18 protein-coding genes are annotated in these 22,981 nt (G+C 32.3%); 5 read left to right on the top strand and 13 right to left on the bottom strand.

Annotated features, from left to right (window positions below; genetic code table 11):
* Positions 1-63: 63 nt before the first annotated feature.
* Together B2U95_RS10375 and B2U95_RS10370 are read left to right on the top strand one after the other, a co-directional pair.
* Entirely contained in the window at positions 64-792 is a 729-nt protein-coding gene (locus B2U95_RS10375) for a GLPGLI family protein (protein WP_296315976.1), read from the top strand.
* Positions 793-935: 143 nt separating this feature from the next.
* On the top strand, positions 936-3,701 hold the full coding sequence (locus B2U95_RS10370; RefSeq protein WP_296315975.1) for an MG2 domain-containing protein: 2,766 nt from the start codon (positions 936-938) through the stop codon (positions 3,699-3,701).
* Positions 3,702-3,708: 7 nt separating this feature from the next.
* Here B2U95_RS10370 and hemB read toward each other — a convergent pair whose 3' ends face one another.
* The 8 genes from hemB to hemA form a co-directional block, all read right to left on the bottom strand.
* Entirely contained in the window at positions 3,709-4,698 is a 990-nt protein-coding gene (gene hemB / locus B2U95_RS10365) for a porphobilinogen synthase (protein ID WP_296315973.1), read from the bottom strand.
* Positions 4,699-4,760: 62 nt separating this feature from the next.
* On the bottom strand, positions 4,761-5,663 hold the full coding sequence (hemF, locus tag B2U95_RS10360; RefSeq protein ID WP_296315971.1) for an oxygen-dependent coproporphyrinogen oxidase: 903 nt from the start codon (positions 5,661-5,663) through the stop codon (positions 4,761-4,763).
* 3 nt (positions 5,664-5,666) lie between these two features.
* Entirely contained in the window at positions 5,667-6,203 is a 537-nt protein-coding gene (locus B2U95_RS10355) for a GNAT family N-acetyltransferase (protein WP_296315969.1), read from the bottom strand.
* Positions 6,203-6,970 (bottom strand): EI24 domain-containing protein, encoded by a 768-nt coding sequence (locus B2U95_RS10350; RefSeq protein WP_296315966.1) that lies wholly within the window; start codon positions 6,968-6,970, stop codon positions 6,203-6,205. The genes B2U95_RS10355 and B2U95_RS10350 overlap by 1 nt, the downstream gene beginning before the upstream one ends.
* Before the next feature lie 76 nt (positions 6,971-7,046).
* On the bottom strand, positions 7,047-8,072 hold the full coding sequence (hemE, locus tag B2U95_RS10345) for a uroporphyrinogen decarboxylase (protein ID WP_296315965.1): 1,026 nt from the start codon (positions 8,070-8,072) through the stop codon (positions 7,047-7,049).
* A 99-nt stretch (positions 8,073-8,171) separates the two neighbouring features.
* A complete protein-coding gene (locus tag B2U95_RS10340) occupies positions 8,172-8,459 on the bottom strand; it encodes a four helix bundle protein (RefSeq protein WP_339613986.1) in 288 nt (95 codons plus the stop codon).
* A 76-nt stretch (positions 8,460-8,535) separates the two neighbouring features.
* Positions 8,536-10,116 carry a hydroxymethylbilane synthase gene (hemC, locus tag B2U95_RS10335; protein ID WP_296315962.1) on the bottom strand — a complete coding sequence of 527 codons (1,581 nt, stop codon included), beginning with the start codon at positions 10,114-10,116 and terminating at the stop codon, positions 8,536-8,538.
* The gene (gene hemA, locus B2U95_RS10330) at positions 10,109-11,359 is read right to left on the bottom strand and encodes a glutamyl-tRNA reductase (RefSeq protein WP_296315960.1); all 1,251 of its coding nucleotides are present in this window, start codon (positions 11,357-11,359) and stop codon (positions 10,109-10,111) included. Before hemA ends, hemC begins: the two co-directional genes overlap by 8 nt.
* 200 nt (positions 11,360-11,559) lie before the next feature.
* Between hemA and B2U95_RS10325 the strand changes: the two genes are divergently transcribed.
* Positions 11,560-12,459 (top strand): AraC family transcriptional regulator, encoded by a 900-nt coding sequence (locus B2U95_RS10325; protein WP_296315958.1) that lies wholly within the window; start codon positions 11,560-11,562, stop codon positions 12,457-12,459.
* 87 nt (positions 12,460-12,546) lie between these two features.
* Here B2U95_RS10325 and B2U95_RS10320 read toward each other — a convergent pair whose 3' ends face one another.
* The 5 genes from B2U95_RS10320 to B2U95_RS10300 all read right to left on the bottom strand — a co-directional run bounded on the left by B2U95_RS10320 (position 12,547) and on the right by B2U95_RS10300 (position 20,368).
* Positions 12,547-13,260 carry a hypothetical protein gene (locus B2U95_RS10320; RefSeq protein WP_296315956.1) on the bottom strand — a complete coding sequence of 238 codons (714 nt, stop codon included), beginning with the start codon at positions 13,258-13,260 and terminating at the stop codon, positions 12,547-12,549.
* On the bottom strand, positions 13,229-15,211 hold the full coding sequence (locus B2U95_RS10315) for a carboxypeptidase-like regulatory domain-containing protein (protein WP_296315954.1): 1,983 nt from the start codon (positions 15,209-15,211) through the stop codon (positions 13,229-13,231). Before B2U95_RS10315 ends, B2U95_RS10320 begins: the two co-directional genes overlap by 32 nt.
* A gap of 152 nt (positions 15,212-15,363) precedes the next feature.
* Positions 15,364-16,116: a GLPGLI family protein gene (locus B2U95_RS10310; RefSeq protein ID WP_296315952.1), complete on the bottom strand. Its 753-nt coding sequence runs from the start codon at positions 16,114-16,116 to the stop codon at positions 15,364-15,366.
* Between the two features lie 62 nt (positions 16,117-16,178).
* Entirely contained in the window at positions 16,179-16,388 is a 210-nt protein-coding gene (locus B2U95_RS10305) for a hypothetical protein (protein WP_296315950.1), read from the bottom strand.
* 476 nt (positions 16,389-16,864) lie between these two features.
* Positions 16,865-20,368, bottom strand: a complete 3,504-nt coding sequence (locus B2U95_RS10300; protein ID WP_296315949.1) for a TraB/GumN family protein — start codon at positions 20,366-20,368, stop codon at positions 16,865-16,867.
* 209 nt (positions 20,369-20,577) lie between these two features.
* On the opposite strand from B2U95_RS10300, the gene hemH reads away from it, so the two are divergent.
* Positions 20,578-21,618 carry a ferrochelatase gene (gene hemH / locus B2U95_RS10295; RefSeq protein WP_296315947.1) on the top strand — a complete coding sequence of 347 codons (1,041 nt, stop codon included), beginning with the start codon at positions 20,578-20,580 and terminating at the stop codon, positions 21,616-21,618.
* Complete coding sequence (locus tag B2U95_RS10290; RefSeq protein ID WP_296315944.1) at positions 21,618-22,973, top strand: MATE family efflux transporter; 1,356 nt, start codon at positions 21,618-21,620, stop codon at positions 22,971-22,973. Before hemH ends, B2U95_RS10290 begins: the two co-directional genes overlap by 1 nt.
* Positions 22,974-22,981: the final 8 nt, after the last annotated feature.

The raw sequence follows: 22,981 nt of genomic DNA, 5'->3' as shown, positions 1-22,981 counted from the left end.
AACTTAAGTACTTTGTCTAGAAAACTTTAAATAATCTTTGAATTAATTTTTTTAAATTTGATAATGAAAAATTTACTTTTAATTCTCGTTTTAATCGGAACTTCTGTTTTATCTGCTCAAATTAAAGGTAAAGTAACCTATAAGATATCTACCAAAAAAGACAGTTTAGATCAGCCTTATGCTAACCCAGAAAACACTGATGCTAAAAATGAAGTTTTAGAGATGATGCATGAGTCTCTGCCTGTGGAAGGCTATTTGGTATTTAATGACAGTATATCTATTTATAATGTCGAACCTAAAAATGACATTCCCGAATGGAATAACTCTAACGATAATCTTACCATAGAATCTAGTGGTATAAATTTAACTTGGTTTATGGCTGGCGGAAATTCAATCTATTATACAGATTTGAGTAGAGATTTTGCGATTACCCAAAACGCTATAATGGGTCCGACGGTAAGAATAATAAGTAAACCCGTAGAATGGACAATTACTGATGAAACAAAAGAAATAGATGGTTATACATGTTATTTGGCGACAAAAGATAAACTTAAAAACAAGAAACTAAGAGCATGGTTCACACCAAAAATTACTGTAAAACATGGTCCAAAAGGTTTTAATGGCTTGCCAGGTTTAATTATGGAAATCGAAGATGTAATATATACATGGAAAATTGTTAAAATTGATTTTAATAATAAAGAAGCAGATGTTATTGTAGAACCTCTTGAAGGAGATTTAATGACTCAAAAAGAGTTTGTGAATTTTAGTGGTAATATTTTTTCTGATAATTAACCGTCTTTTATAACGCTCTAAAATTTATAGTAACCTCCACTAAAGCAAATTTATTTTGTTTGTCCTCCGATGTTCTTTTGTAGGAATATTAACATTTTTATAAATAAATTTCTGTAAATTATATTTGTTAAAAATCTTAAGCTATGCAACTAAACACTAATTCCTTAACGGTTTTGTTTTTACTTATTTTTTTCACACTAGCTATAAATGCTCAGATTGTAAATAATATCACCAAACCTTCATTAACCAACAGCAGTTTAGCCGAGAAAATCTATTTACAGATAGATAATACCATATATCAGACAGGCGAAACCGTTTGGTTTAAAGCCGTAGTTTCAAAATCTTTTGACAACAGTTTATCAGATATGAGCGGTATTATTCATGTAGAGCTTATAGATTTTAACGCGACTGTTATAGAAAAGAAAATCTTAAAACTCAATCAAGGGATAACAAACGGTTCTTTTGATCTTCAAGAAAGTTTTAAAACAGGCAAATATGTTATCAGAGCTTACACACATTGGAATAGAAATTTTGCAGAAGATTTTATATTCAATCATACCATAGATGTTTTTAATCTTAAAACAGAAGTTTTACCAAAGAATCCAATAATAAATGTTGCGGTTACCAGCTCAGAAGATAAAGTTCTCACCGCAGATATAGATCCACGAGTAGTTGACCCAAGATACAGAGGCAAGCTTAAATTATATATAAAAACAGGTTTTGAAATAGATTCGATAGAGCTTAGAAAGAACGAAAACAACATCTATAAGCTCAACTATAAATTACCGGATAATGCCAAACAAGCAAAACTAGAGTTTAAGATCGAACCCTCAAAAAAACTATTTAATATAGATTTTGAAGATGTTTACAGCAAGACCGTTGTTATAGACGAAGATTTTTTAGACGTTCAGTTTTTCCCAGAAGGAGGTCACTTGGTTAATGGACTATTAAGCACCGTTGGTTTAAAGTCTATGGACTACAAAGGCTTAGGGTACAAAATATCTGGTAACATAAAAAACAATGAAGGCACGATTATTACCACGTTTAGCAGTAATGAACTAGGCATGTGTACCTTTAAGATAGTACCAAAAGCAGGCAAGAATTACTATGCAGAGATATACAAATCAGATGTCGCTTACACCTATAGTTTGCCCAAGGCTAAGGTTAGTGGCAATGTACTCAGTTTAGTAACTATAAAAGACGAGATAAGATTAGAGATAACGAGTAGCGCAAATAACACAAGTAATATTCGTATAACAACAGCATCTAGAGGAGTGCTGTATCACGATTTTAACCTTAAGTTAACTGAGAAACAAGCTGTAGCTTCGATACCAAAAGCTTCGCTTCCTGATGGTATTGTTAAACTAAGCGTGTTTAATCAACAAAACCAGATTATTAGTGAACGTCTATTATTTAACAACAGATTAGATAAAAGATTAGATGTTAAGCTCACAACAAACCAAGAATTTTACACACAACGCGAAAAGACAAGTTTAGCGATTAAGCTAGATAGCCTTCAACTTTCAAACTTTACTAGCATTTCAGTATTGGTTTTAGAGAAAGAAAAGCAAGAAATGTCCAAACAATTTAAGCCAAACATATTAGCACATTTATTACTTAATTCAGAATTGAAAGGCTTTATAGAACACCCAAGCTCTTATTTTGATGCAGCTAATTTAGATAGCGCATTAGACCTCGAAGCCTTAATGCTCACCCAAGGCTGGAGAGCTTACAAATACCAAAAGACCAAAGCAAGTACCATATATCGCTATCAACCTGAGAAAAATCTAACAGTATCTGGTACGATAGGTGAGTATTTTAATCCATTAAAGCGGCCAAAGAAACCTTTAGATCTTAATATGATTATTTATGATGAGCCAGCGGACATCTATAATCAAGAAATAGATTCTAGTGGCAAATACCGTTTTGAGATAGGAGATCTTTACAAGCCAAAAGCAGACGTATTTATGCAAGTCGTTGACAAAAATGGAACACCAATAAACTTTGGCATTAACATGGATAAAAAGTGGGTGCCAGAGGTAAAGCGAAATGAAGAAGAAAATCTGGTCTTACCAGAACAAATAGTATCCACATTCATAGAAAAGACAGCACTAGTCAACAAGCGGCAACAAGATTATGAAGTATTATATAACACCATTGCATTAGACGAAGTAGAACTTAGAAATTATGAATTAACACCTGCAAGAGAGAAATCTATTGAATTACATGGAGAACCACAAATAGTTATTGATGGTAAAGAACTCGTAGAAAAAGCACCAGACTGGAATTTTGGCATCTACAGTGTTTTGAAAGTAAAATATCCTGATTTAGTAAGAATTATCCAAGTACCTAGAATTCCTCCATATTATTATGCCAAAATAGTAAAGTCAGATATTACTTTAGTCTTGGTTGATAATATACCTGTCTATTATGAAAATTACAAATTCATTCAAGATATCCCTGTTGAGGAGGTAGAAAGTATGGATATTATAATTAAGGCAAAGGATGTTTATCGTTATGCATTTCAAATATTTGGAACTAGTAATGTAAACTTTGGAATATCCACAGTAAGTTATCTCAACATTTATACAAAATCTGGTAATGGGTTGTTTGGTATTACTAAAGCCAAAGGAGTCCGCACAGATGAAATAAATGGTTTTACAGAATCTATTGCATTCTATGCACCCTCCTATGATACATTAACTAACCAAGATTGGACTTTACCAGATAACAGAAGCGTTATCCATTGGTCACCAAATATTGAGTTGAATGCTAAAGGAGATTATGTTTTAGAATTCTATAATGATGACCATATTGGAGAGGTCTCGGTCATAGTAGAAGCTATTTCTAAAGATGGAAAAATAGGCTACATTGAAAAAAATTATAAAATACAGAAAGCAGAGCAGTAAAGATTGTCTAAGAAATCAATTTCACAACATCTTTGGCAAAGTAGCTCGCAATTATATCAGCACCAGCGCGCTTAATAGCTGTAACTTGTTCCATCATTACGGCATCATGGTCTAACCAGCCTTTTTCAGCTGCAGCTTTTAGCATGGCATATTCTCCAGAAACTTGATATACTGCAATTGGAACGTCAAACGTGTTCCTAATATCTCTTACAATATCTAAATAGCACAAACCAGGCTTTACCATTACAATATCTGCACCTTCGTTAATATCCATTTCAGTTTCTCTAATAGCTTCGGCTCTATTTGCAAAATCCATTTGATAGGTCTTTTTGTCTTTTGGCACATCAACCATATCAACAGGAGCAGAATCTAAAGCGTCTCTAAAAGGGCCATAAAAAGCAGAAGCATATTTAGCAGAATAACTCATTATCCCAGTATCAATAAAATTAGATTGGTCTAAGGCTTCTCTAATCCCTAAAATGCGACCATCCATCATATCACTAGGTGCTACAAAGTTGGCTCCAGCTTCTGCATGAGAAATACTCATTTGTGCTAAAACTTCTACTGTCGCATCATTTATTATTTTTCCTCCTTCAACAATACCGTCGTGACCATAAGCTGAAAATGGATCTAAAGCCACATCTGTCATTACTAACATGTCTGGACAAATGTCTTTAACCGTTTTAATAGCACGTTGCATTAAACCATTAGGATTTAAAGCTTCTGTGCCTTTATTGTCCTTTAAGATATCATCTACTTTTACAAAGAGTAAAACAGATTTTAAACCTAAGCTCCAGAGTGTTTTTACTTCAGCTTTTAATAAATCTAAACTAAACCTGTAGTAATTAGGCATGGATGCGATTTCTTCTTTAATGCCTTTACCTTCAACAATAAAAAGGGGTACTAAAAAGTCGTTTGGAGATATGATGGTTTCTCTAACTAAACTTCTTATAGCTTCGTTTGTTCTAAGTCTTCTATTTCTTCGTATTGGAAACATAGTTATATTTTTTTTAGACTGCTAGGTGTTTAAAACCTGATAGGTCTCAGTTCTGTTCTATATTATACCCAATCTATTGGGTTTTGTAATACTTTAATTAGGCGTTCTTCCTCACTTCCTACTTCAGGATGATGGTCGTAAACCCATTGCACATGTGGTGGCAAACTCATGAGAATACTCTCTATGCGTCCATTGGTCTTCAGCCCGAATAATGTACCTTTATCATGTACGAGGTTGAATTCCACATAACGTCCACGTCGAATTTCCTGCCAATTACTTTGTTCTTGAGTATAAGTTAAATCTTTTCGTTTTTCAACTATTGGAACATAAGCTTCCAAAAAACTATCACCAACTTCAGTAACAAAGCCATACCATTTTTGCATACTCATCTCATCTGTTTTCTTGCAATAATCAAAGAATAAACCGCCTAAGCCACGCCCTTCATTTCTGTGTGTATTGTGAAAGTATTCGTCGCAACGTGCCTTATATGTCCCATAAAATTCCGGGTTATGCTTATCACACGCCGTTTTACAAGTTTGGTGAAAATGTTTGGCATCTTCGTCAAATAAATAATATGGCGTTAAATCTTGTCCTCCACCAAACCATTGATCTATGATGTTTCCATCCTTATCATACATTTCAAAATAGCGCCAATTAGCATGCACTGTTGGCACCATCGGATTTTTTGGATGTAGCACTAAACTTAATCCACATGCAAAGAAATCAGCATCTTCAACACCGAAGTATTTTTGCATACTGTCTGGTAATTTTCCATGTACACCAGATATATTAACTCCACCTTTTTCAAAAACAGCACCGTTTTCTATGACTCGTGTACGTCCACCACCACCTTCAGGGCGTTTCCAATTATCTTCTTTAAATTTTGCCTCACCATCAATCGCTTCTAGTTTAGACGTAATAATATCTTGTAACTCGTGTATGTATTTGAAGAATTTATTTTTCAAGGTTTAGTTTTTATATAATTCATATAACTCCATATCTAATGGCTTTTCACCGGTTGGAGTAAATTCATTTTCTAAGGTGCGTTGCCATTTAAAGTTATTATTAATTGCCACCTTAATGCTTGGTAAATTGTCTTTATGTGCTATGATTTGAAGTGCTTTTAAACCAAGAGTATTAAAAGCATATTTAGACAATTTATCTATTGCTTTTGTAGTGAGCTTTTGCCCTTCAAAGGTATAGCCAATACAATAGGCAAACTCACCTTGCTTTATAGCCCAGTCTAGCTCTTTTATATAAATAACACCTGCAAGTGCTCTGGTTTCGGAATGTTTTAAAGTGAATAAAAACTCCGCTTTATTTTCAAACTGTTTTAGCTTTTCTTCAACAAATAATTGCGATAAGGTCGGATTTAGATTCTGAGCGAGCGTACCTGGGAAGTAGTGTTTTAAGCGGTCTGCATTAGCGACCATGAAGTTGCACAGTTTCCATGCATCTCCTTCATGAATAGGATTGATTTCATATGCATCAAATTGAGCTACCATTACACCATTACTTTATTTTGATTACCCTGCTTTTCTAATTCTAAAAGCTTTATTGTATTTAGAGAAGACGCAGTTACACTCATTGGTAAAACAAGAATAACTCCTATGACAGGGATTAATAAAAAGAGCATGAAAACAGTGCCATTACCTATAGCTATTCCTTTATGTCTACCAACAAAATTAATACTTTCTCTATATTTAAAATGACGTTCTAAAGTATAATCCATATTACCAGAACCTGCATAATAGGCCTGAACTAAAAACAGTAAAACTGTAGAAAAAATATTAATAACAGGAATGAACTTTAATAATAGAATAGGAATGGTAATCAATAATTCCTTAGCTAAATTTCTAAAGTTTATTCTAATACCTCTCCATAGTTGTTCTTTAAAAGATGTATTTCTATGGCTGTGTGATTCTACACCTGTTAAATACGTTTCAATCTTTTCTGAAACAGGACTCATAAATGGCGCTGATAATGCCATTATGATATGCTTATATAATATTAATCCAATGGCTAAAACGACAATACCTCCAATAAAAGTTGAAATAAAAGTAAAGGTATCCTTTCCGAAATCCCAAGGCCATATATTAGCTATGAAACGTCCAATATTATCAGACAAACCATAAGCAGATAAACCTATAATTAAAGCTGTTACAACACTTATTATTATAGGAACAGCAAAGTATTTCCATAACTTAAGTTTAGATATTAAACCTAATGCGCCAGAGTATGCTTGTATGCCTTTTAATATGTTGTTTATCATGCTATTGATTTTAGCTGGTTATAACCTAAAAGACGCTTAAACGTGTTTTAAGTTACAATTATGATCAACAAAACAGTTATGCTTTGTATTCTTTTACTGCATCAATAAAAGCCTTAGCATTATCTAATGGAATATTTGGAAGTATACCATGGCCTAAGTTGACGATGTATTTGTCTTTACCAAAATCATTAATCATTTGGTGTACCATCCTTTTAATTTCAGAAGGTGGTGAAAATAAACGCGTAGGGTCAAAATTACCTTGTAATGTAATATTTCCGCCTGTTAAATAACGTGCGTTTCGTGCAGAGCAAGTCCAATCTATACCTAAAGCAGAAGCACCAGATTTTGCCATGTCGCCCAAAGCGAACCAACAACCTTTTCCGAAAGCGATAACAGGTGTTTCATCTTTTAAAGCATCGATAATTTGTTGAATATACTGCCAAGAAAATTCTTGATAATCGACAGGCGATAACATACCTCCCCAAGAATCGAAAACCTGAACAGCATTAACTCCTGCTTTCACTTTTTCTTTTAAATAAGCAATTGTTGTATCTGTAATTTTTTGTAATAATTGATGCGCTGCAATAGGGTTTGTAAAACAAAATTCTTTAGCTTTATCAAAGTTTTTAGAACCCTGACCTTGTACACAATAGCACAGAATCGTCCAAGGAGAACCAGCAAAACCTATTAACGGAATTTCATCGTTTAGTTTCTCTTTAGTCATTTTTATAGCGTCGTAAACATAGCTTAACGCTTCTTTTACATCTGGTACAATAACATTATCCACATCTTTTGATGTACGCACAGGATTTGGCAAATAAGGACCAAAATTGGGTTTCATCTGTACCTCAATATTCATGGCCTGTGGTATCACTAAAATATCACAGAACAAAATAGCCGCATCCATTCCGTAACGTCGAATAGGCTGTACTGTAATTTCACTGGCTAATTCTGGTGTTTGGCAACGTGTAAAGAAATCGTACTTGGCTTTGATTTCCATAAATTCAGGTAAATATCTACCTGCTTGACGCATCATCCATACTGGAGGACGCTCTACAGTTTCACCTTTTAATGCCTTAAGGAATAAATCGTTCTTTATCATAATTAGCTGTTAGCCTTTAGCTTTTTGCTTTTAGCTATTTTTAATTGTGTTTATTAATCCGTTTATCATTTTACCTTCAGTTTCTAAAAGATCAAAAATTCATTTTAAATCTTCTGATTTGATAAAATTTAATTCTTGTATAATAATTAGCGGTGTATGAACTTCAAATAAAGAGCCCATTGCGATTTCTAAAAAGCGTTTGAATTCTACTTCACTATTTCTACTGCAACCTTCTGCAATATTCGAAGGGATTGAAACAGCGGCTCTTGTAACCTGAGACTTTAATCCAAATTTTTCAGTTTGAGGTAACTGCTCAACTAAAACATATATTTGCTTTACGAGTTCAATACCTTGTTCCCAAATTTTTAAATTCTTATAATTCCTCATGTTTTAGCTTTTAGCAGTTTGTATTTAGCTTTTAGCGCAGCAGTGATGCTAAGAGTTAAAGGCTAATAGTTAATGGCTATTTATAAAATTCATTAACCAAGTCAACAACACTCTCAACCAATGGTACTTTTGCAACTCTTACATCTTCAAAATACTTCTTAGCCTCAGTCGCAGTGGTTTCGCCAATACAAAATGCAATACCATTCGCTTTATTCTGCTTTAAGAAACTTTGAACAGTTGATGGGCTGTAAAACATAACACCATCTAAATTACCTTCAATTTTATCTGTATCAAACTTAGTTTCGTAGGCTTCAACTTCGTTTACTTCAATGTTATTTTCAGATAATAGTAATGGAATGGTATCTAATCGCAGATTACTACAAAAGTAAGTTGTTTCTGTACCATCCATAAATTCTACCATGTGTTCGGCTAAGTTTTTAGCGGAAGACTCGTAATGTTTTACTTTTCCTATGCGCTTTTCAACCAAACGTTTGGTACGTCTACCAACACAATAAATATTTTTAAATTGTAATTCTACTGCTGAGAAGTTAGTTAGTAAGGCTTCAACTGCATTTTGACTTGTAATAATTACATTTTCAATTTCATTACGAACTATACTTTTAGTCAAGCGATTTGGATTAATCTTTACGGCATCATTACTTTCTGCAACTACAGCGTCATGAAACAACACCAACTGGTCGTTAGTCAACTTTTTAGTAGAATAAATATTAGTCACTTTATCTCCACGACCTAATTCATCGATTAATATTTTACCGCCTTTACCAATGATATAATCGGCACAGAATTCTGCTATGTTATAATGATTTCCTAGAGGTACAACTTTAGATACCTCAATCTTCTTAGTACCATCTGTGCTTAAAAGAATGCCTTTAAAATTAACTTCTTCTTCTTTATTAATATAACAAATAGCACCTATTGGAGCTGTACAACCACCTTCTAGACGATTAAGAAATTCACGCTCAATAGATGTGCAAATTTGTGTTTCTTCATGATTGAGTTCTTCACAAATGGCTCTGGTTTCTTCATCAGATTCTAAAGCCGTAATCATAATTGCTCCTTGTGCAGGCGCAGGAATCATCCAATGCAGATTAATTGAATTTTCTGGTGTAAGGTCTAAGCGACCTAAACCAGCTCCAGCGAAAATAGCAGCATTCCAATCGTCGTTGTTTTCTAGTTTTTCTAGTCTAGAATTGACGTTGCCTCGCAAACCAACTATAGTATGTGTTGGGTAACGATTTAGCCATTGTGCACGACGCCTTAAGCTACCTGTGGCAACGACAGCATCTCTTGTAGACAGAAACTCTTCGTTTGTTTTAAAAACGAGCGTATCATTAATATTACCACGTTTTAAAACTGCAGCCTGTACAATACCTTTTGGTAAAACTGTAGGGACATCTTTAAGAGAATGTACCGCAATATCAATGTTTCCATTGAGCATTGCAACATCTAATGTTTTTGTAAAAATACCAGTGATTCCTAATTCGTATAACGGCTTGTCAAGAACTAAATCTCCGGTAGATTTTATGGGAATTAAAGCGGCTTTATGACCTAAATGCTCAAGTTGAGATTTTACGGTTTGTGCTTGCCACATAGCGAGCTGGCTGTCGCGTGTGCCAATGCGAATTATTTTAGACATTGTCTGTAGTTTCTAACTGAAATATTTTTTTGATAAGCTCAATGCTTTCATCAGAAGTGTTGCTATCTTCTCTAAGGTGATGTGCAAATTGATTGGTGATTTTTTGAATTAAATTATTTGTAATCAATTCAGCCTGATCTTCGTTAAAATCTGACATTTTTTTACGTTGTGTATTAAACTCAGAGATTTTAAAATCTGTCAATTTGTGTTTAATAGCTTGTATGGTAGGTACAAATTTAAGTGTGTCTAACCACGCATTAAATTCCGACATAACATCGGATATAATCGCTTCAGCATCTGGAATAAATGCTTTGCGCTTTTCTAAAGTATCATCTGTGATTTTTGCCAAATCATCTAAATGTACTAAAGTAATATTAGAGTGTGCTCTAATATCTTCATTAACGTTTTTAGGAATGGATAAATCTAGTACTAAAAGAGGTTTTTGTGTCGAGATAAGAGATTTGTAAACTGTTGGGTTTTGAGCGCCAGTAGCTACGATTACAATGTCAGACGCATTAATTTCTTCTTTTAGATTATCTAAATCTTTAACAACGAGGTTAAACTTACCAGCAACTTCCTCGGCCTTAGTTTTTGTTCTATTTATTAAAGTAATGTGCGGATTTTTAGTGTGTTTTACTAAATTTTCACAAGTGTTACGTCCAATTTTCCCTGTTCCGAAGAGTAAAATATTTTTATTAGAAATATCCTGAATAGTATTCATAATATACTGAACTGAGGCAAAAGATACAGATGTTGCACCAGAAGATAATTCGGTTTCGGTTTTAATACGCTTACTTGCCTGTATAACAGCATTTACTAAACGCTCAGTAAATGAATTGAGTAGTCCTTCTTTTTTTGAAGCTCTTGCGCCAAATTTAATTTGACTAATAATTTCAAAATCACCAAGGATTTGACTATCCAAGCCCGAACCAACTCTGAACATGTGATTAATCGCTTCTTTGTTTTTGTGAATATAAGCAACGTCTTGAAATTCTTCAACCGTTCCTTTGGTGTTTTCACATAATAAATGAATGAGTTGGTAAGGGTGTTCTGCAAAACCGTAAATTTCTGTTCTGTTACAAGTAGAAACTAACAAAACACTTTCAATGCCATTTTGTTTAGCATCAGCTAAAATAACTTGTTTTGCTGAATCGCTTAAACTAAAATGACCACGCACTTCAGCGTCTGCTTTTTTATAGCTGAGACCAATCGCATAAAAGTATGTGCTTTTTTGTTGTTGCATGTGCTCGTTTACCTGACGTAGATTGTTGCAGTGCAAAAATAATTCTGATATTCACAAAAAAGTAACGCTAGAAGAACTTAAAGTATCGTTTGTGGTTTTTTAAGATTATTTTTTCTAAAAACATGATTATTATCATACTTTTGTAGTGAAATCAAGGGTTTTTTGACCTTTTGTTTAGAACGAATCTAAATAAGAACAATATGCAAAATGAAAACAAGACTCAAAAAAGTGTCGCTAAAGGTACTTTTGATGAAACTTATATAGAAGATGGCTTTTTTGTTTTAGCTCATAAAAATGAAAATGATACAATTCAAATTCTTGAACGAGATATTGATAGCAGTTATATTCAGTTTCATTTTTGTAGTAAAGGTTCAGCAGCTTTTGTTTTTAATGAAGGCACTTATACTTTAAATATTATTGAAGACACCTCTTTATTACTTTATAATCCGCAACGCGATTTACCAATTCATTTAGAAATGCAACCACAGTCTTGGTTGGTGTCTTTGGTGATTTCAATTAAAAAATTTCATGGGTTATTTTCTGATGATGCCAATTATATAACTTTTTTAACAGATGATAATAGAGGTAAAAAGTACTATAAAGATGGGAAGATTTCTCCTTCAATGGCAGTAGTTCTTAATCAGGTTATAAATTTTAGTTTAAATAATTCAATCAAGTCACTTTATTTTAAAGGTAAAGCTTATGAACTATTGAGCTTGTTTTTTAATAGAAGTGAAGATGCAGATATTGAACAATGTCCGTTTTTAGTAGACGAGGTTAATGTGGCAAAACTTAAAAAAGCTAAAGATATTATTATTGCTAATATGGCTGAACCACCAAGTTTACAAGAATTAGCGGATGCCATAGGCTTAAGTCTTAAAAAACTAAAAGAAGGCTTTAAGCAAATTTATGGTGATACGGTTTATAGTTTTTTGTTTGATTATAAAATGGAAGTGGCTCGCAAACTTTTAGAATCTGGTGAACACAATGTTAATGAGGTTGGGCTAAAGGTTGGTTACAGCACCTCTAGTCATTTTATTGCAGCTTTTAAAAAGAAGTTTGGGACGACGCCTAAAAAGTACATTATGGGTGCTAGTTAATGCAGTTAATGAGAAAAGCGTGTTTTAAAAAGTATGGCTTAACAACCTTAACATTTTTGAATTTTATAGCGTTAAAAGAATAAATCATTATAAATTATAACCAATGCTAAACATTATAATTCTAGGTAAAATAAAAGTTCTAGTATCAGATATTAAATAATCCGTAAAACGATTACTTTGTTTGAATTGCGCATTAAATAAGTTTTGACAAGTAATTTTAAAGGACCAAACACTATTTTCTTTTTTATAGGATAAGGTGGTATTAGCTATTTCATAAATGTTTTTTTGTTCTAAATCTTTATTTTCGTATATGTTTTTTCGATAATTAAAAATAAAACTATCTAAAAAGCTATAATCTAGTGTTACAAATGGCACTGTAGTTAAAAATTTTGAAGTCGTATTATCAGAAATAAAGCGTCCAATATCTTGGTTAAGTCCTAGATCTATTGTTGGCAAATTATCAAATAGTGTTTCTAATCCTACCTCGTAATTATAACTTCTATTTTTATTTGTTTGAATAGTATTGTCTATTTCTTGAATAAAATTGGACGAATTATACCCTACTTCGAACTTGTATTTTATTTTTTTTATGTCTTTTTCTAAATGAATATTAGCTGTAAAATCTTCGGCGGCGTTATTAAACAGTTTAGCCGTTAAAAATTGATTAATTTGCTGAGAGGGATTTGGGTTAGAAGTATCAAAAGCAACTGTATTTCTTACACCTCTAATTTGCTTGTTATAGCTAAAATTTGCGAATAATAATAAACCTCTATAATAAGCTAAATCTGCTATATCTTGCATTTAGCGAATGAAATAAGTTGTTTTCTAAATTTTCATTGCCTCTAAAAACAGAATTATAAGATTGTAGATAAAATTGGTTTGCAAAACGACTAGCTTCAGAGAACGTCGTTTTTAAATTGTAATTAAACTCAATTTTTTTAGATTTATTAAACTCAATTTTAGCTAAAAAGTCCGGCAAAATAACCCACTTGTTATTATGTACTTGCGTTTGTTGATCTACTTTCCAATTGTAATTGTGTAAAAACGCACCTTGTTTTAAGGTGAAAATACCTGCTCTAAATTTATAATGTAATCCTACAAAAGCATCATTTAATCTAAAATCTAGGTCGTTGTTAAATCCATCTGAAGCAAAATTATTTTCACTGCCGTTATCTAAAAGTTGCAGGTCTTCAGTAAAAAAATCTTCTATTAAAAGTTTATTACCAACTGTGGTATAAATATGATTACTGTTGTTAATTTCCCAATAATGTTTAAATACACCATCAAAATTTTGCCGTTGTGTATTTCTTTCTTGAAATATGCGAGTTAAATCCTGACTATTATCAGTTGGTATTAAGCCTTCTAAAATTTGGTTTTCAGTTGCCCAAGAGGTATTTCTATCATTAGTATCAAAAACATAATTAATTACTGCAGAAAATGTGTGATTGTCAGATTTTCTTTTGTGCCACTCTATATTTTGGTTAGCGTAAGTTGCTACTAAACGTCTATCTGTAGTTATGGCATTTGTAATATTTGAAACACTACTAGCTAAGGTATTGTTATTAGCATTATTACTTCTTTTTATTTGTGTCCGTGCATACCACTTTTCTTTAGTATTTGGTGTGTACTCTAAATTAAGATTTGCTATTCCTAACAAATTTTGCGCATTTGTTCTATTAGTTCTTTCTTCTATAAAGGTCCTATATTCGTTGAGATCTTCAACAAAATTACTCGTATCGCTATCTGAAAGGATAATATATCCTGAAATGTCTAATTTTGACGAAGCAGTTTTGGTAATGTTTAATGCACCAAATTTTTGCGTACTAGTTAACACATCTCTATTATCCATAAACTGAGAAAAATCGCCACCACGAAAATCAAAATTACCTTTAAAAACAGCATTTACACCACCAGAAAAACTTAAATAGTCTTTAAAGGACATGGTTTGTTCACCAATGTTATTAATATTCCCAATAAAGTTTATATTAATTTTAGGTGCGTAATAAAAGAGATTTGCACTTGTTTTGTAAAAATCTTTGTTACCCTTGCCAATTTCTACATCACCAAAAGTAAATCTATTTTTGTCTTTTTTTAGTTTAATGTTCATTGCCATTTCGTCAGAATCCGATAACCCTTTTAAAAAGGCCACTTCATTATAGTTATCAATGACTTCTATATCTCCAATGGCATTTGCTGGGATGTTGTTGACTGCTAATTTAGAGTTGCCTCCAAAAAACTTTTTTCCATCTACGAGCATTTTGGTGATTTTTCTCCCTAAAACATATACACTACCATCTTTGGTTACTTCTATACCAGGTAGTTTTTTGAGTACGTTTCTTAATTTGCGCTCAGAGCCATTGATAAATTTATCAGTCTTATAAGTTGTGGTGTCACCCTTTACTGTCACGGGCATTTCTATAACAACTTCTTCTAACTGCTCTGAAGACTGTTCTAAAATAAAATCTTTTTTAAGTGATTTTAAGGCTATAAATTGAAAATCAACAGTTTTGTACCCTAAATATGAAATTCTAACATTTACCGTATCTCCTTTAGTGAGTTGTAATTTGTAAAACCCTTCATCATCTGTTATAGAAAATTTTAGATTTTTTGAGATGTCTTTAGTTTTGGCAATGATATTGGCATACGATACAGGGTTGTTAAGGCTATCTTTAACCGTACCTGATAATGTTATATTTTGGGCTAATACATTTGTTGAAAATAATAGCAATAAAATGATATAATTTATTTTCATTGAAATCATTTTAGCTTTTGATTTAGACTGAATCTCAAAGTGCCTTAGCTACGGTTTTTTTCACTAAAGAGGAAACCTAACTGATGGCAGTCGGTTAGAATGAAAAACAGAAATAGTAATGATAAAAATAAAAAGCATGGAGAGTTGATTAACTAATTGTTGCCAAAGACCTTACGGTTTGCTTTTTCCATAATTTTTTTGTATTCTTCTAAAGTAACAACCTTTCCTTTTGTTGGCACTTTTACTTTAATCTCTCTTTTTGGATTAAGTTCTATTTTAGTGGCCTTAAAGATGGTTTTGCCTAGTTCTAATTCTAAAATTAACCATGGAACACCGTATTCTCCTTTTGGCCCAAAATTTAGGGGTATTTGAGGCGTGTACCATGCAATAACCTTACCCTCACTTCGTGTAGCTTTAAACACCTCATAGCCATTAATTTGTTTTGACTCTTGTGTAAGTGCCCACTCTAAATTTGGGTTTGGAAAGATAAAACTTTCACCTAAGGCGAACTCTTTTATTAAATATTTATCTTCTTTAATATTGTAGTAATATTCATTAGAGCCACCTGCACTTATCCTAGCTGTCCCTCGCCCTATATCACTATTGTCTATATTTAAATCTTGCTCTACTTTATATAGGCCTTCACCATTATTAAATACAATTTTTGACATTATGGGTTTTGTATTTAAATACATTGCATCAAGCCCTTGAATAAGAAATTCTCCTTTCTTATCATTTTTGTATTTCCGGACTAAGGAGTCTCTTTCATTTTTTAAGTAGTTATCCACTTTATTTTGGTTAATAGCTGACTCGTAAGTTACAATACCAGAAAGATCAGATTGTGCACTTATAGTACCTATTCCAAAAAAGATGGTAACAATTATTATTGTTCTAAGATATTTCATAAATTTTTATAAAAAGAATCTAGAGGCTATTAACCTCTAGATATAATTAATACGGTACTTAATTAGCAACCTTCCATACAGAGGTTAAAGAAGAAATTATATTGTTGCATTAGTTCACCTCCAGGACTCCTATCTTCTTGTTCTAGTGCTGTCGCTAAAGCCCATTGTCTTGCTCCCCAATTGCAATCCGTAAGACAGCTAAAATCTTCATAAGATTGAACTGTTTCGTTATTTACTAAAACAGCTTCTTTTTCTATGGCATTAGCATTCATAAAAGTAATACCACAGGCTAGTATAAAAACCAGACTTAAACATAATTTTAAATTGTTAAAACCTATTTTTTTAGGTTAGATTAATAATTAATTATGCAAAGAAACTGCAAAGAAACTGCAAAGAAACTGCAAAGAAACTGCAAAGAAACTGCAAAGAAAATTAAAGCAAAGAAGAATAAAAAAATAAACCAACGCTGGTTTTGTCATTAATACCTACTCAAAAACTACTTAAATGTCTTTGCAAGGCATCTTTGTAATTATTTGAATATCATAAATTTATTAAAAAAAAAAATAGAAAAAACAAAATTATTGTAAGAATCTTAATAAGTTTTTTTGATTACGGTTTTCCCGTAATTATACAGTTAAAACAGTAAAACATTTAACAAAATTTTGTTTTGAATTGTTGTTAGTTTAAGCTAAATAGATCTTAAAAAGAAGTTTGGAACTACACCTAAGAAGTATATTACGGCTTCGAGTTAATTATCATAATAATCACCACCAAAACCACTAGCACTTACACGTTTTCTGTCTTTATAAATAGCTAAATTTATAATTTCATTATACTGCTCCTCTAGTTCTTTTGTTTTATCTATTGCTGTCCCAGAAGCATCAGATTTGTAATGATAATCTACAATAAATTTCTTGGTATTATTTGAATTTAAAAATGAAATATAATGCAACACTTCTGAGCTACCATAATAATCGTCTTTATCTATTTTAAAGAAATACATTACGGCATTTTTGCCTTTGTCTGTTGTAAAATTGCGTTTCATTAAAAAAGAGATGGAGTCTTTTTCTTTCTCAAAACGAGCCGTTGCTAACAACTTAGATTTAGCAAATTGTTGTTGTGTAATACCAAGCGACTTTATTTTATTTAGAAGATTAGCTTCGTGTAATTCTTCAATTAATAAATATTGATTTTTTTCGTTTTTGAGTATCTTTTCTTTTAATGTTGGTGTTATAGTTTCTTTAGCTTTTGAAAGTTTTACATAATACTTAACCAGTGCAGAATTATCATCAACATTTAAAAGTTTGTCAAAAAAATCTTCTGCAGAACGATCGTTTCTGTATGGAAAAATTAAATTAACATAAGTCGTTAAATTTCTTGAATACGAATTATAGCGTCGCGTCGATTTACTTAGGCTTCGCTTCACTTCAATTTTACCGTCATTAATAATTTGGTTCTTGTATTTAGAATAATCTTTAACTCTAATAAGGCCACTATCTTTTACTTTAGAAAGTAAATTATATAGAGGGCTTTTATATTCTTCAATAGTGCTGTACTCTAATATTTTGGGGAAAAGATTAGCTTTTAAAGCTAATGAGTCTCTTCCTCTATAACTGTAAAACATAGAACCTACGACACCTAACGGAACATCTCTTTCCATTAAATCTAAGAAGCTATTATAAGATTCTTTTTGGTTAGAATTTAATAGCCCTTTTAAAATAGCTGTTTGTGTTTGCGGATCAGAATAACTGTCTAAATAAAGTTGTTTTACAAAGTCTAAGTTTTCTTTTAAGTCTATGTTAATTAGTTTTTCTGTTAAGTAAGATTTTATATCTAAACGCTCTTTTGGAAATTCAAAATCTTTAAGTATCGAGACTATAGCTTTACTGTGTTTTTTCTTAAATTTTATTAACCTATAAGATTTTAAAACGATGCTATCGTTAGCTTTTAAAGCATCAAAAAACTGAGCTGTTTTATCTTCTAAAACGTCTTTGCCTAAAAGGGTATCGATCGGAGTAAATGAGTCATAAAATTCAGTCACAAATTTTGAAGGTCCACTAATAGAATCGACTAAAGTTTTTAATTCAAACAAAACTCCTTTTTTTAGAATATTCCTAACTAATACTTTTTTAGAACTTGCAGAATCTGTGTAACTAAAACTGAAATAATTAATGCCTTCCGCTTTAGATTTTCTACGATTAGAGATTTTAAAATTATTGCTTAAAGAATAGCGATGGCGATAGTTAACATTGCGCTCTAAATTTTTCCATAAACTATCAACGTTATGAAACATCTGAAGATCATGAAACTTTTTTCGTGTTACAAAAATTTGTTCGTTAGCTTTAGTGGCATAGGTTGTTTTCTTTTCATTTTGTTCGTAGTCTTTTGCTTCTTTAGCATCATTATAGCCATAAAAATTAGGCATAGGTTGCTTAGCACTCGTATTCACCGAAAAATGTAGCGATGTATCTCTAACTTTTTCAAAATACGTATAAGTAATAGTCTTAATTTTAAATGAATTGAAGAAGTTATCCTTGTCGTCACTATTTGTTCCTACATAGCCCAAAAGGTAATAACTACCATCTTTGGCAATAGTTCTAAGATGTAATTTTTTGTTTGAGACACCGTCTAAGATTGCTTCAGATTCATATGTCTTATAATCACCGCGTTTAAAACCTCCTTTTGCTTCTTTTAGTTCGTAATGTTTATAAAGCGCATGGTGAAAGTATTTGGCTTCAAAACTATCTTCTTCTATATAAGATATGTCATTTAAGGCATTTTCCTGCACAAAATAATAAGCTTCATTTCTGTAACCTTGCAATAGTTTTTTACCTGTGTTTTCAATATTATCTGTTATAAAATACTCAGGGAAATTAACTTCAAACTTATTATTCGGTGCTGTAAATTGTTTGAGTTCATCTGTTGGCTTTTTAATTGTAATTGAATTAAAAATTTTGTCTTCATGGTTTAAAACAAAATCACTACGCCCTGCAAATTTTATAATAATAATTTCTAAAGGAGTTTCATAAATATGATACTTCTGAAACTCCCCTTTCTTAGTCCTGTTTACAATACTAATGCCAGGATAAGGATTTATTAGCGCCTCTTTTGTAATAATATCACCAGGAATATCTTCATAAAGTAAATCATCAATATCGTTTAAAGTAATGGTCTCTTTCTCGTTAGGTAAATATAAGAAACGACTGATTCTATTAATAGTAACATAAGCACCATTGGTCATATCTGGATCTAAATAGTATTTCTGCCCTCCATAAGAAAACTCACGTAATTCATCATACGTGTTTAGTGCTAAAAACCCATCAGGTGTTTTGTGTAGTTTCAGCTTAGGCTCAACAAACAAACTATCTAGTTTTATTTTTTCTGCTTTGCTATAATCTGTTTGTTCAGAGGTTAAAGCCTTAACCGTATAACCACGTTGGCGTAACATATTAATCATACCTTCTTCCCCAGGTAAATGAGCCGCACCAACACCAGCAAAAACAATTTTTGAAGGCAATAATTTTTCTAATGAAATAACCATGTTTTCATTTCGAATAAACAACATGTTTTCACGGTAGAATTTGGTATTAACGCCAGCACCTATAGAATCTAATAAATCAAGATTTCTATCGCGATATAAGTTTTCTTGGATGAGGTATGGGTTTTCCTTGGCAAATAGTTTTTGTAACCATGGATCTATGTCCTTCTTCTCAGAATTATAAGCTGCTTTTGTTGTTAAATAACGCGATTCGTCTAAATCCTCTAATGCAACAATATCCTTATTATTTTTCTTTCCTGCTTGAAAAATAAACATATCTAAATACGTTTCTTCTTCAAAATTATCTGAAGCGTTATTCTTTCTATACAAATACGCATTAATAGCATTATTATCCATTCTCACAGAGCCCCTTATTGCCATTTCATCAGGATGTGTTAACTTGAATAAATTGGTATAAAAGTCGTTTTGATTGTTGTTGTAATACGCCATTTCATTTAACATCATGTCATAATTAAATTCTGGCCATGTTGTTGGGTCCGACTCTAAAGCAATGATTTCACTTTTATTGAGTGCTCTGTAAAACACATCGTCTAATCTAAAAGCTACTTTTTTGCTAACATGCATAGTACCATAAAGGTAAGATGGTTGTTCTAAACCATTTCCTGTAATTTCCCAAAGTAAGCTTTGATATTGTTGTTGTGCAAAAGTGGTTATTGTAAATAATACTATAAATGCAGAAATAAATTTTTTCATTGGTAAATATTGGTCAAGGCTTGTAAATAAAATAAACAGCCATGTTTCAGTACTAAAACTCGACAAAAAACATCAAATAATTGTTTTCTCTGTGATAATATTAACATAAAAGCGCTAAATTTTTTTGATACAATTATAAATAAAACCAATGAGGAGAATTGTAAGCTATTGCAGATAGAGTTGTATTTTTGCTATTGAAAAAGAAAACTATGTCAAAAGGAATATTATTAGTCAATTTAGGCTCACCGGAGAGCCCAAACCCGAGGGATGTAAAAAAATATTTAGGGGAATTTTTAATGGATGAGCGTGTTATTGATGTGCCTCTTTGGGCACGTACGCTTTTAGTAAAAGGAATTATCCTTAATACAAGACCAAAAATTTCTGCTAAAGCTTATAAAAAGATTTGGTGGGAAGAAGGATCTCCGTTAATTGTCTTATCTGAAAGACTTCAAGAAAAAGTAAAAGAAAAAGTAGAATATCCTGTGGCATTAGCAATGCGTTACGGTAGTATGACGATTAAGAAAGGCCTACAGGAGCTTGTTGATAAAGGCTGTACCGAAATAAAAACTATTCCATTATATCCGCAATTTGCAATGGCAACTACAGAAACCATTGACGTAAAAGTAGATGAGTTGGTTTCCGAATATTTTTCAGATATAACCATTACACGAACTCCTGCTTTTTATAATCGCGAAGATTATATCAATGTGCTTTCAAAAAGTATTGGAGAAACTTTGGACACCTTAGATTATGAACATATCCTTTTTAGCTATCACGGTGTTCCTGAAAGGCATATCCGTAAAAGTGATGTTACTAATGGGAACTGTAAAATGAACGGCAAATGTTGTTTTAAAAAGGGTAGTGAACAACACGAATTTTGTTACCGTCACCAATGCGAAATTACTACTGTGAATGTAGCTAAAGCACTTGGATTAAAAAACGGCACGTATTCAACCAGTTTCCAATCTAGATTAGGTTTTGACCCATGGCTAAAACCTTATACCGATAGAACGATTGAAAGAATGGGTAAGGCAGGTACAAAAAAAATGGCGATTGTAACACCTGCTTTTGTGAGTGATTGTTTAGAGACTTTGGAAGAAATTGCAATGGAAGGTGAAGAAATTTTTCATGAAGTAGGAGGAAAGGAATTTACTGTTATTCCTTGTTTGAACGAACGAGATGATTTTGCCCAAGTGCTTACCAATATAGTAGAAGAATGGGCAACTAATGAAGCATCAGTAACCGCTTAATGGCAAAAATAGCATCTCAAGATTTAGGGACTCAACCGATCGGTAAATTACTGATTAAGCAAGCCGTACCAGCATCTATTGGTATTTTGGTAATGTCGCTTAACATCTTGGTAGATACAATTTTTGTTGGTAATTGGATTGGAGCAACGGCAATTGCGGCCATAAATGTTGTATTACCAGTTTCCTTTTTTATTGCCGCTTTAGGTATGGCTATTGGTATTGGTGGGTCTTCCATAATATCTAGAGCTTTAGGTGCAGATAATAAACCAAAAGCATTAAAAACATTCGGAAATCAGTTAACACTAACATTATTTTTCACTCTGTCATTTGCCGTATTCGGCTTATATTTTGTAGATACACTTATCCCTGCTTTCGGAGGTAAAGGCAATATTTTTGAACCTGCAAAAGTGTATTATGAAATCATTCTTTACGGTGTTCCGGTTTTAGGATTCGTTATGATGGGCAATACGGTAATTAGAGCAGAAGGCAAGCCTAAATTTGCCATGTATGCCATGATGATTCCATCCGTTGGAAATTTAGTGCTCGATTATATTTTTATTAATGTTTTAGATTACGGAATGGCAGGTGCAGCTTGGGCTACAACAGGGTCATATATTGTTTCGTTTCTATTTATTTTTTGGTATTTTCTATCGAAGAATTCTGAATTAAAAATCAATCTTTCGCATTTTGGTTTAGATAAAGCTATCGTATCCGAAATAGGATCTTTAGGTTTTGTTACACTAACTAGGCAAGCCGTTGTAAGCGTTACCTTTTTACTAGTAAATAATGCGCTTTTTAATTTTGGTGGTGAAACGTCAGTAACAGCTTATGCCATTGTGGGTCGGTTGAGTATGTTTGCGTTATTTCCTATTTACGGAATCACACAAGGTTTTATTCCTATTGCAGGTTATAATTATGGATCAAATCAATACGAGCGCGTCAAAGAATCTATTTACACGGCTATAAAGTATGCAAGTATTTTAGCAACAGTGGTGTTTGTTAGTCTGATGGTTTTTCCTGAAGTGATTACAAAATGGTTTACAACTGACGCAGATGTCATAAATATAACACCAAATAACATGAGATGGACGTTTGCAGCTGTGCCCATTTTAGCACTACAACTTATTGGGGCTGCTTATTTCCAAGCTGTTGGCAAAGCTTTGCCAGCACTGCTGTTAACACTAACAAGACAAGCTATTTTCTTTATTCCACTGATGTATATTTTACCGCTATATTTTGGGGAATTAGGTATTTGGATTGCTTTCCCAATTTCAGATGTATTTTCAACAATCGTAACTTTTTACTTTCTTAAAAGAGAAGTAAAGTTAAATTTACCATCTAAAGCCTTAGAATAAGTTTAAAG

Origin of the sequence: Winogradskyella sp. UBA3174 (genome assembly GCF_002364335.1) — a bacterium.
GTDB lineage: Bacteria > Bacteroidota > Bacteroidia > Flavobacteriales > Flavobacteriaceae > Winogradskyella.
Note: the sequence above shows the minus strand (reverse complement) of the source record. Positions and strands in the feature narration are given on the sequence as shown.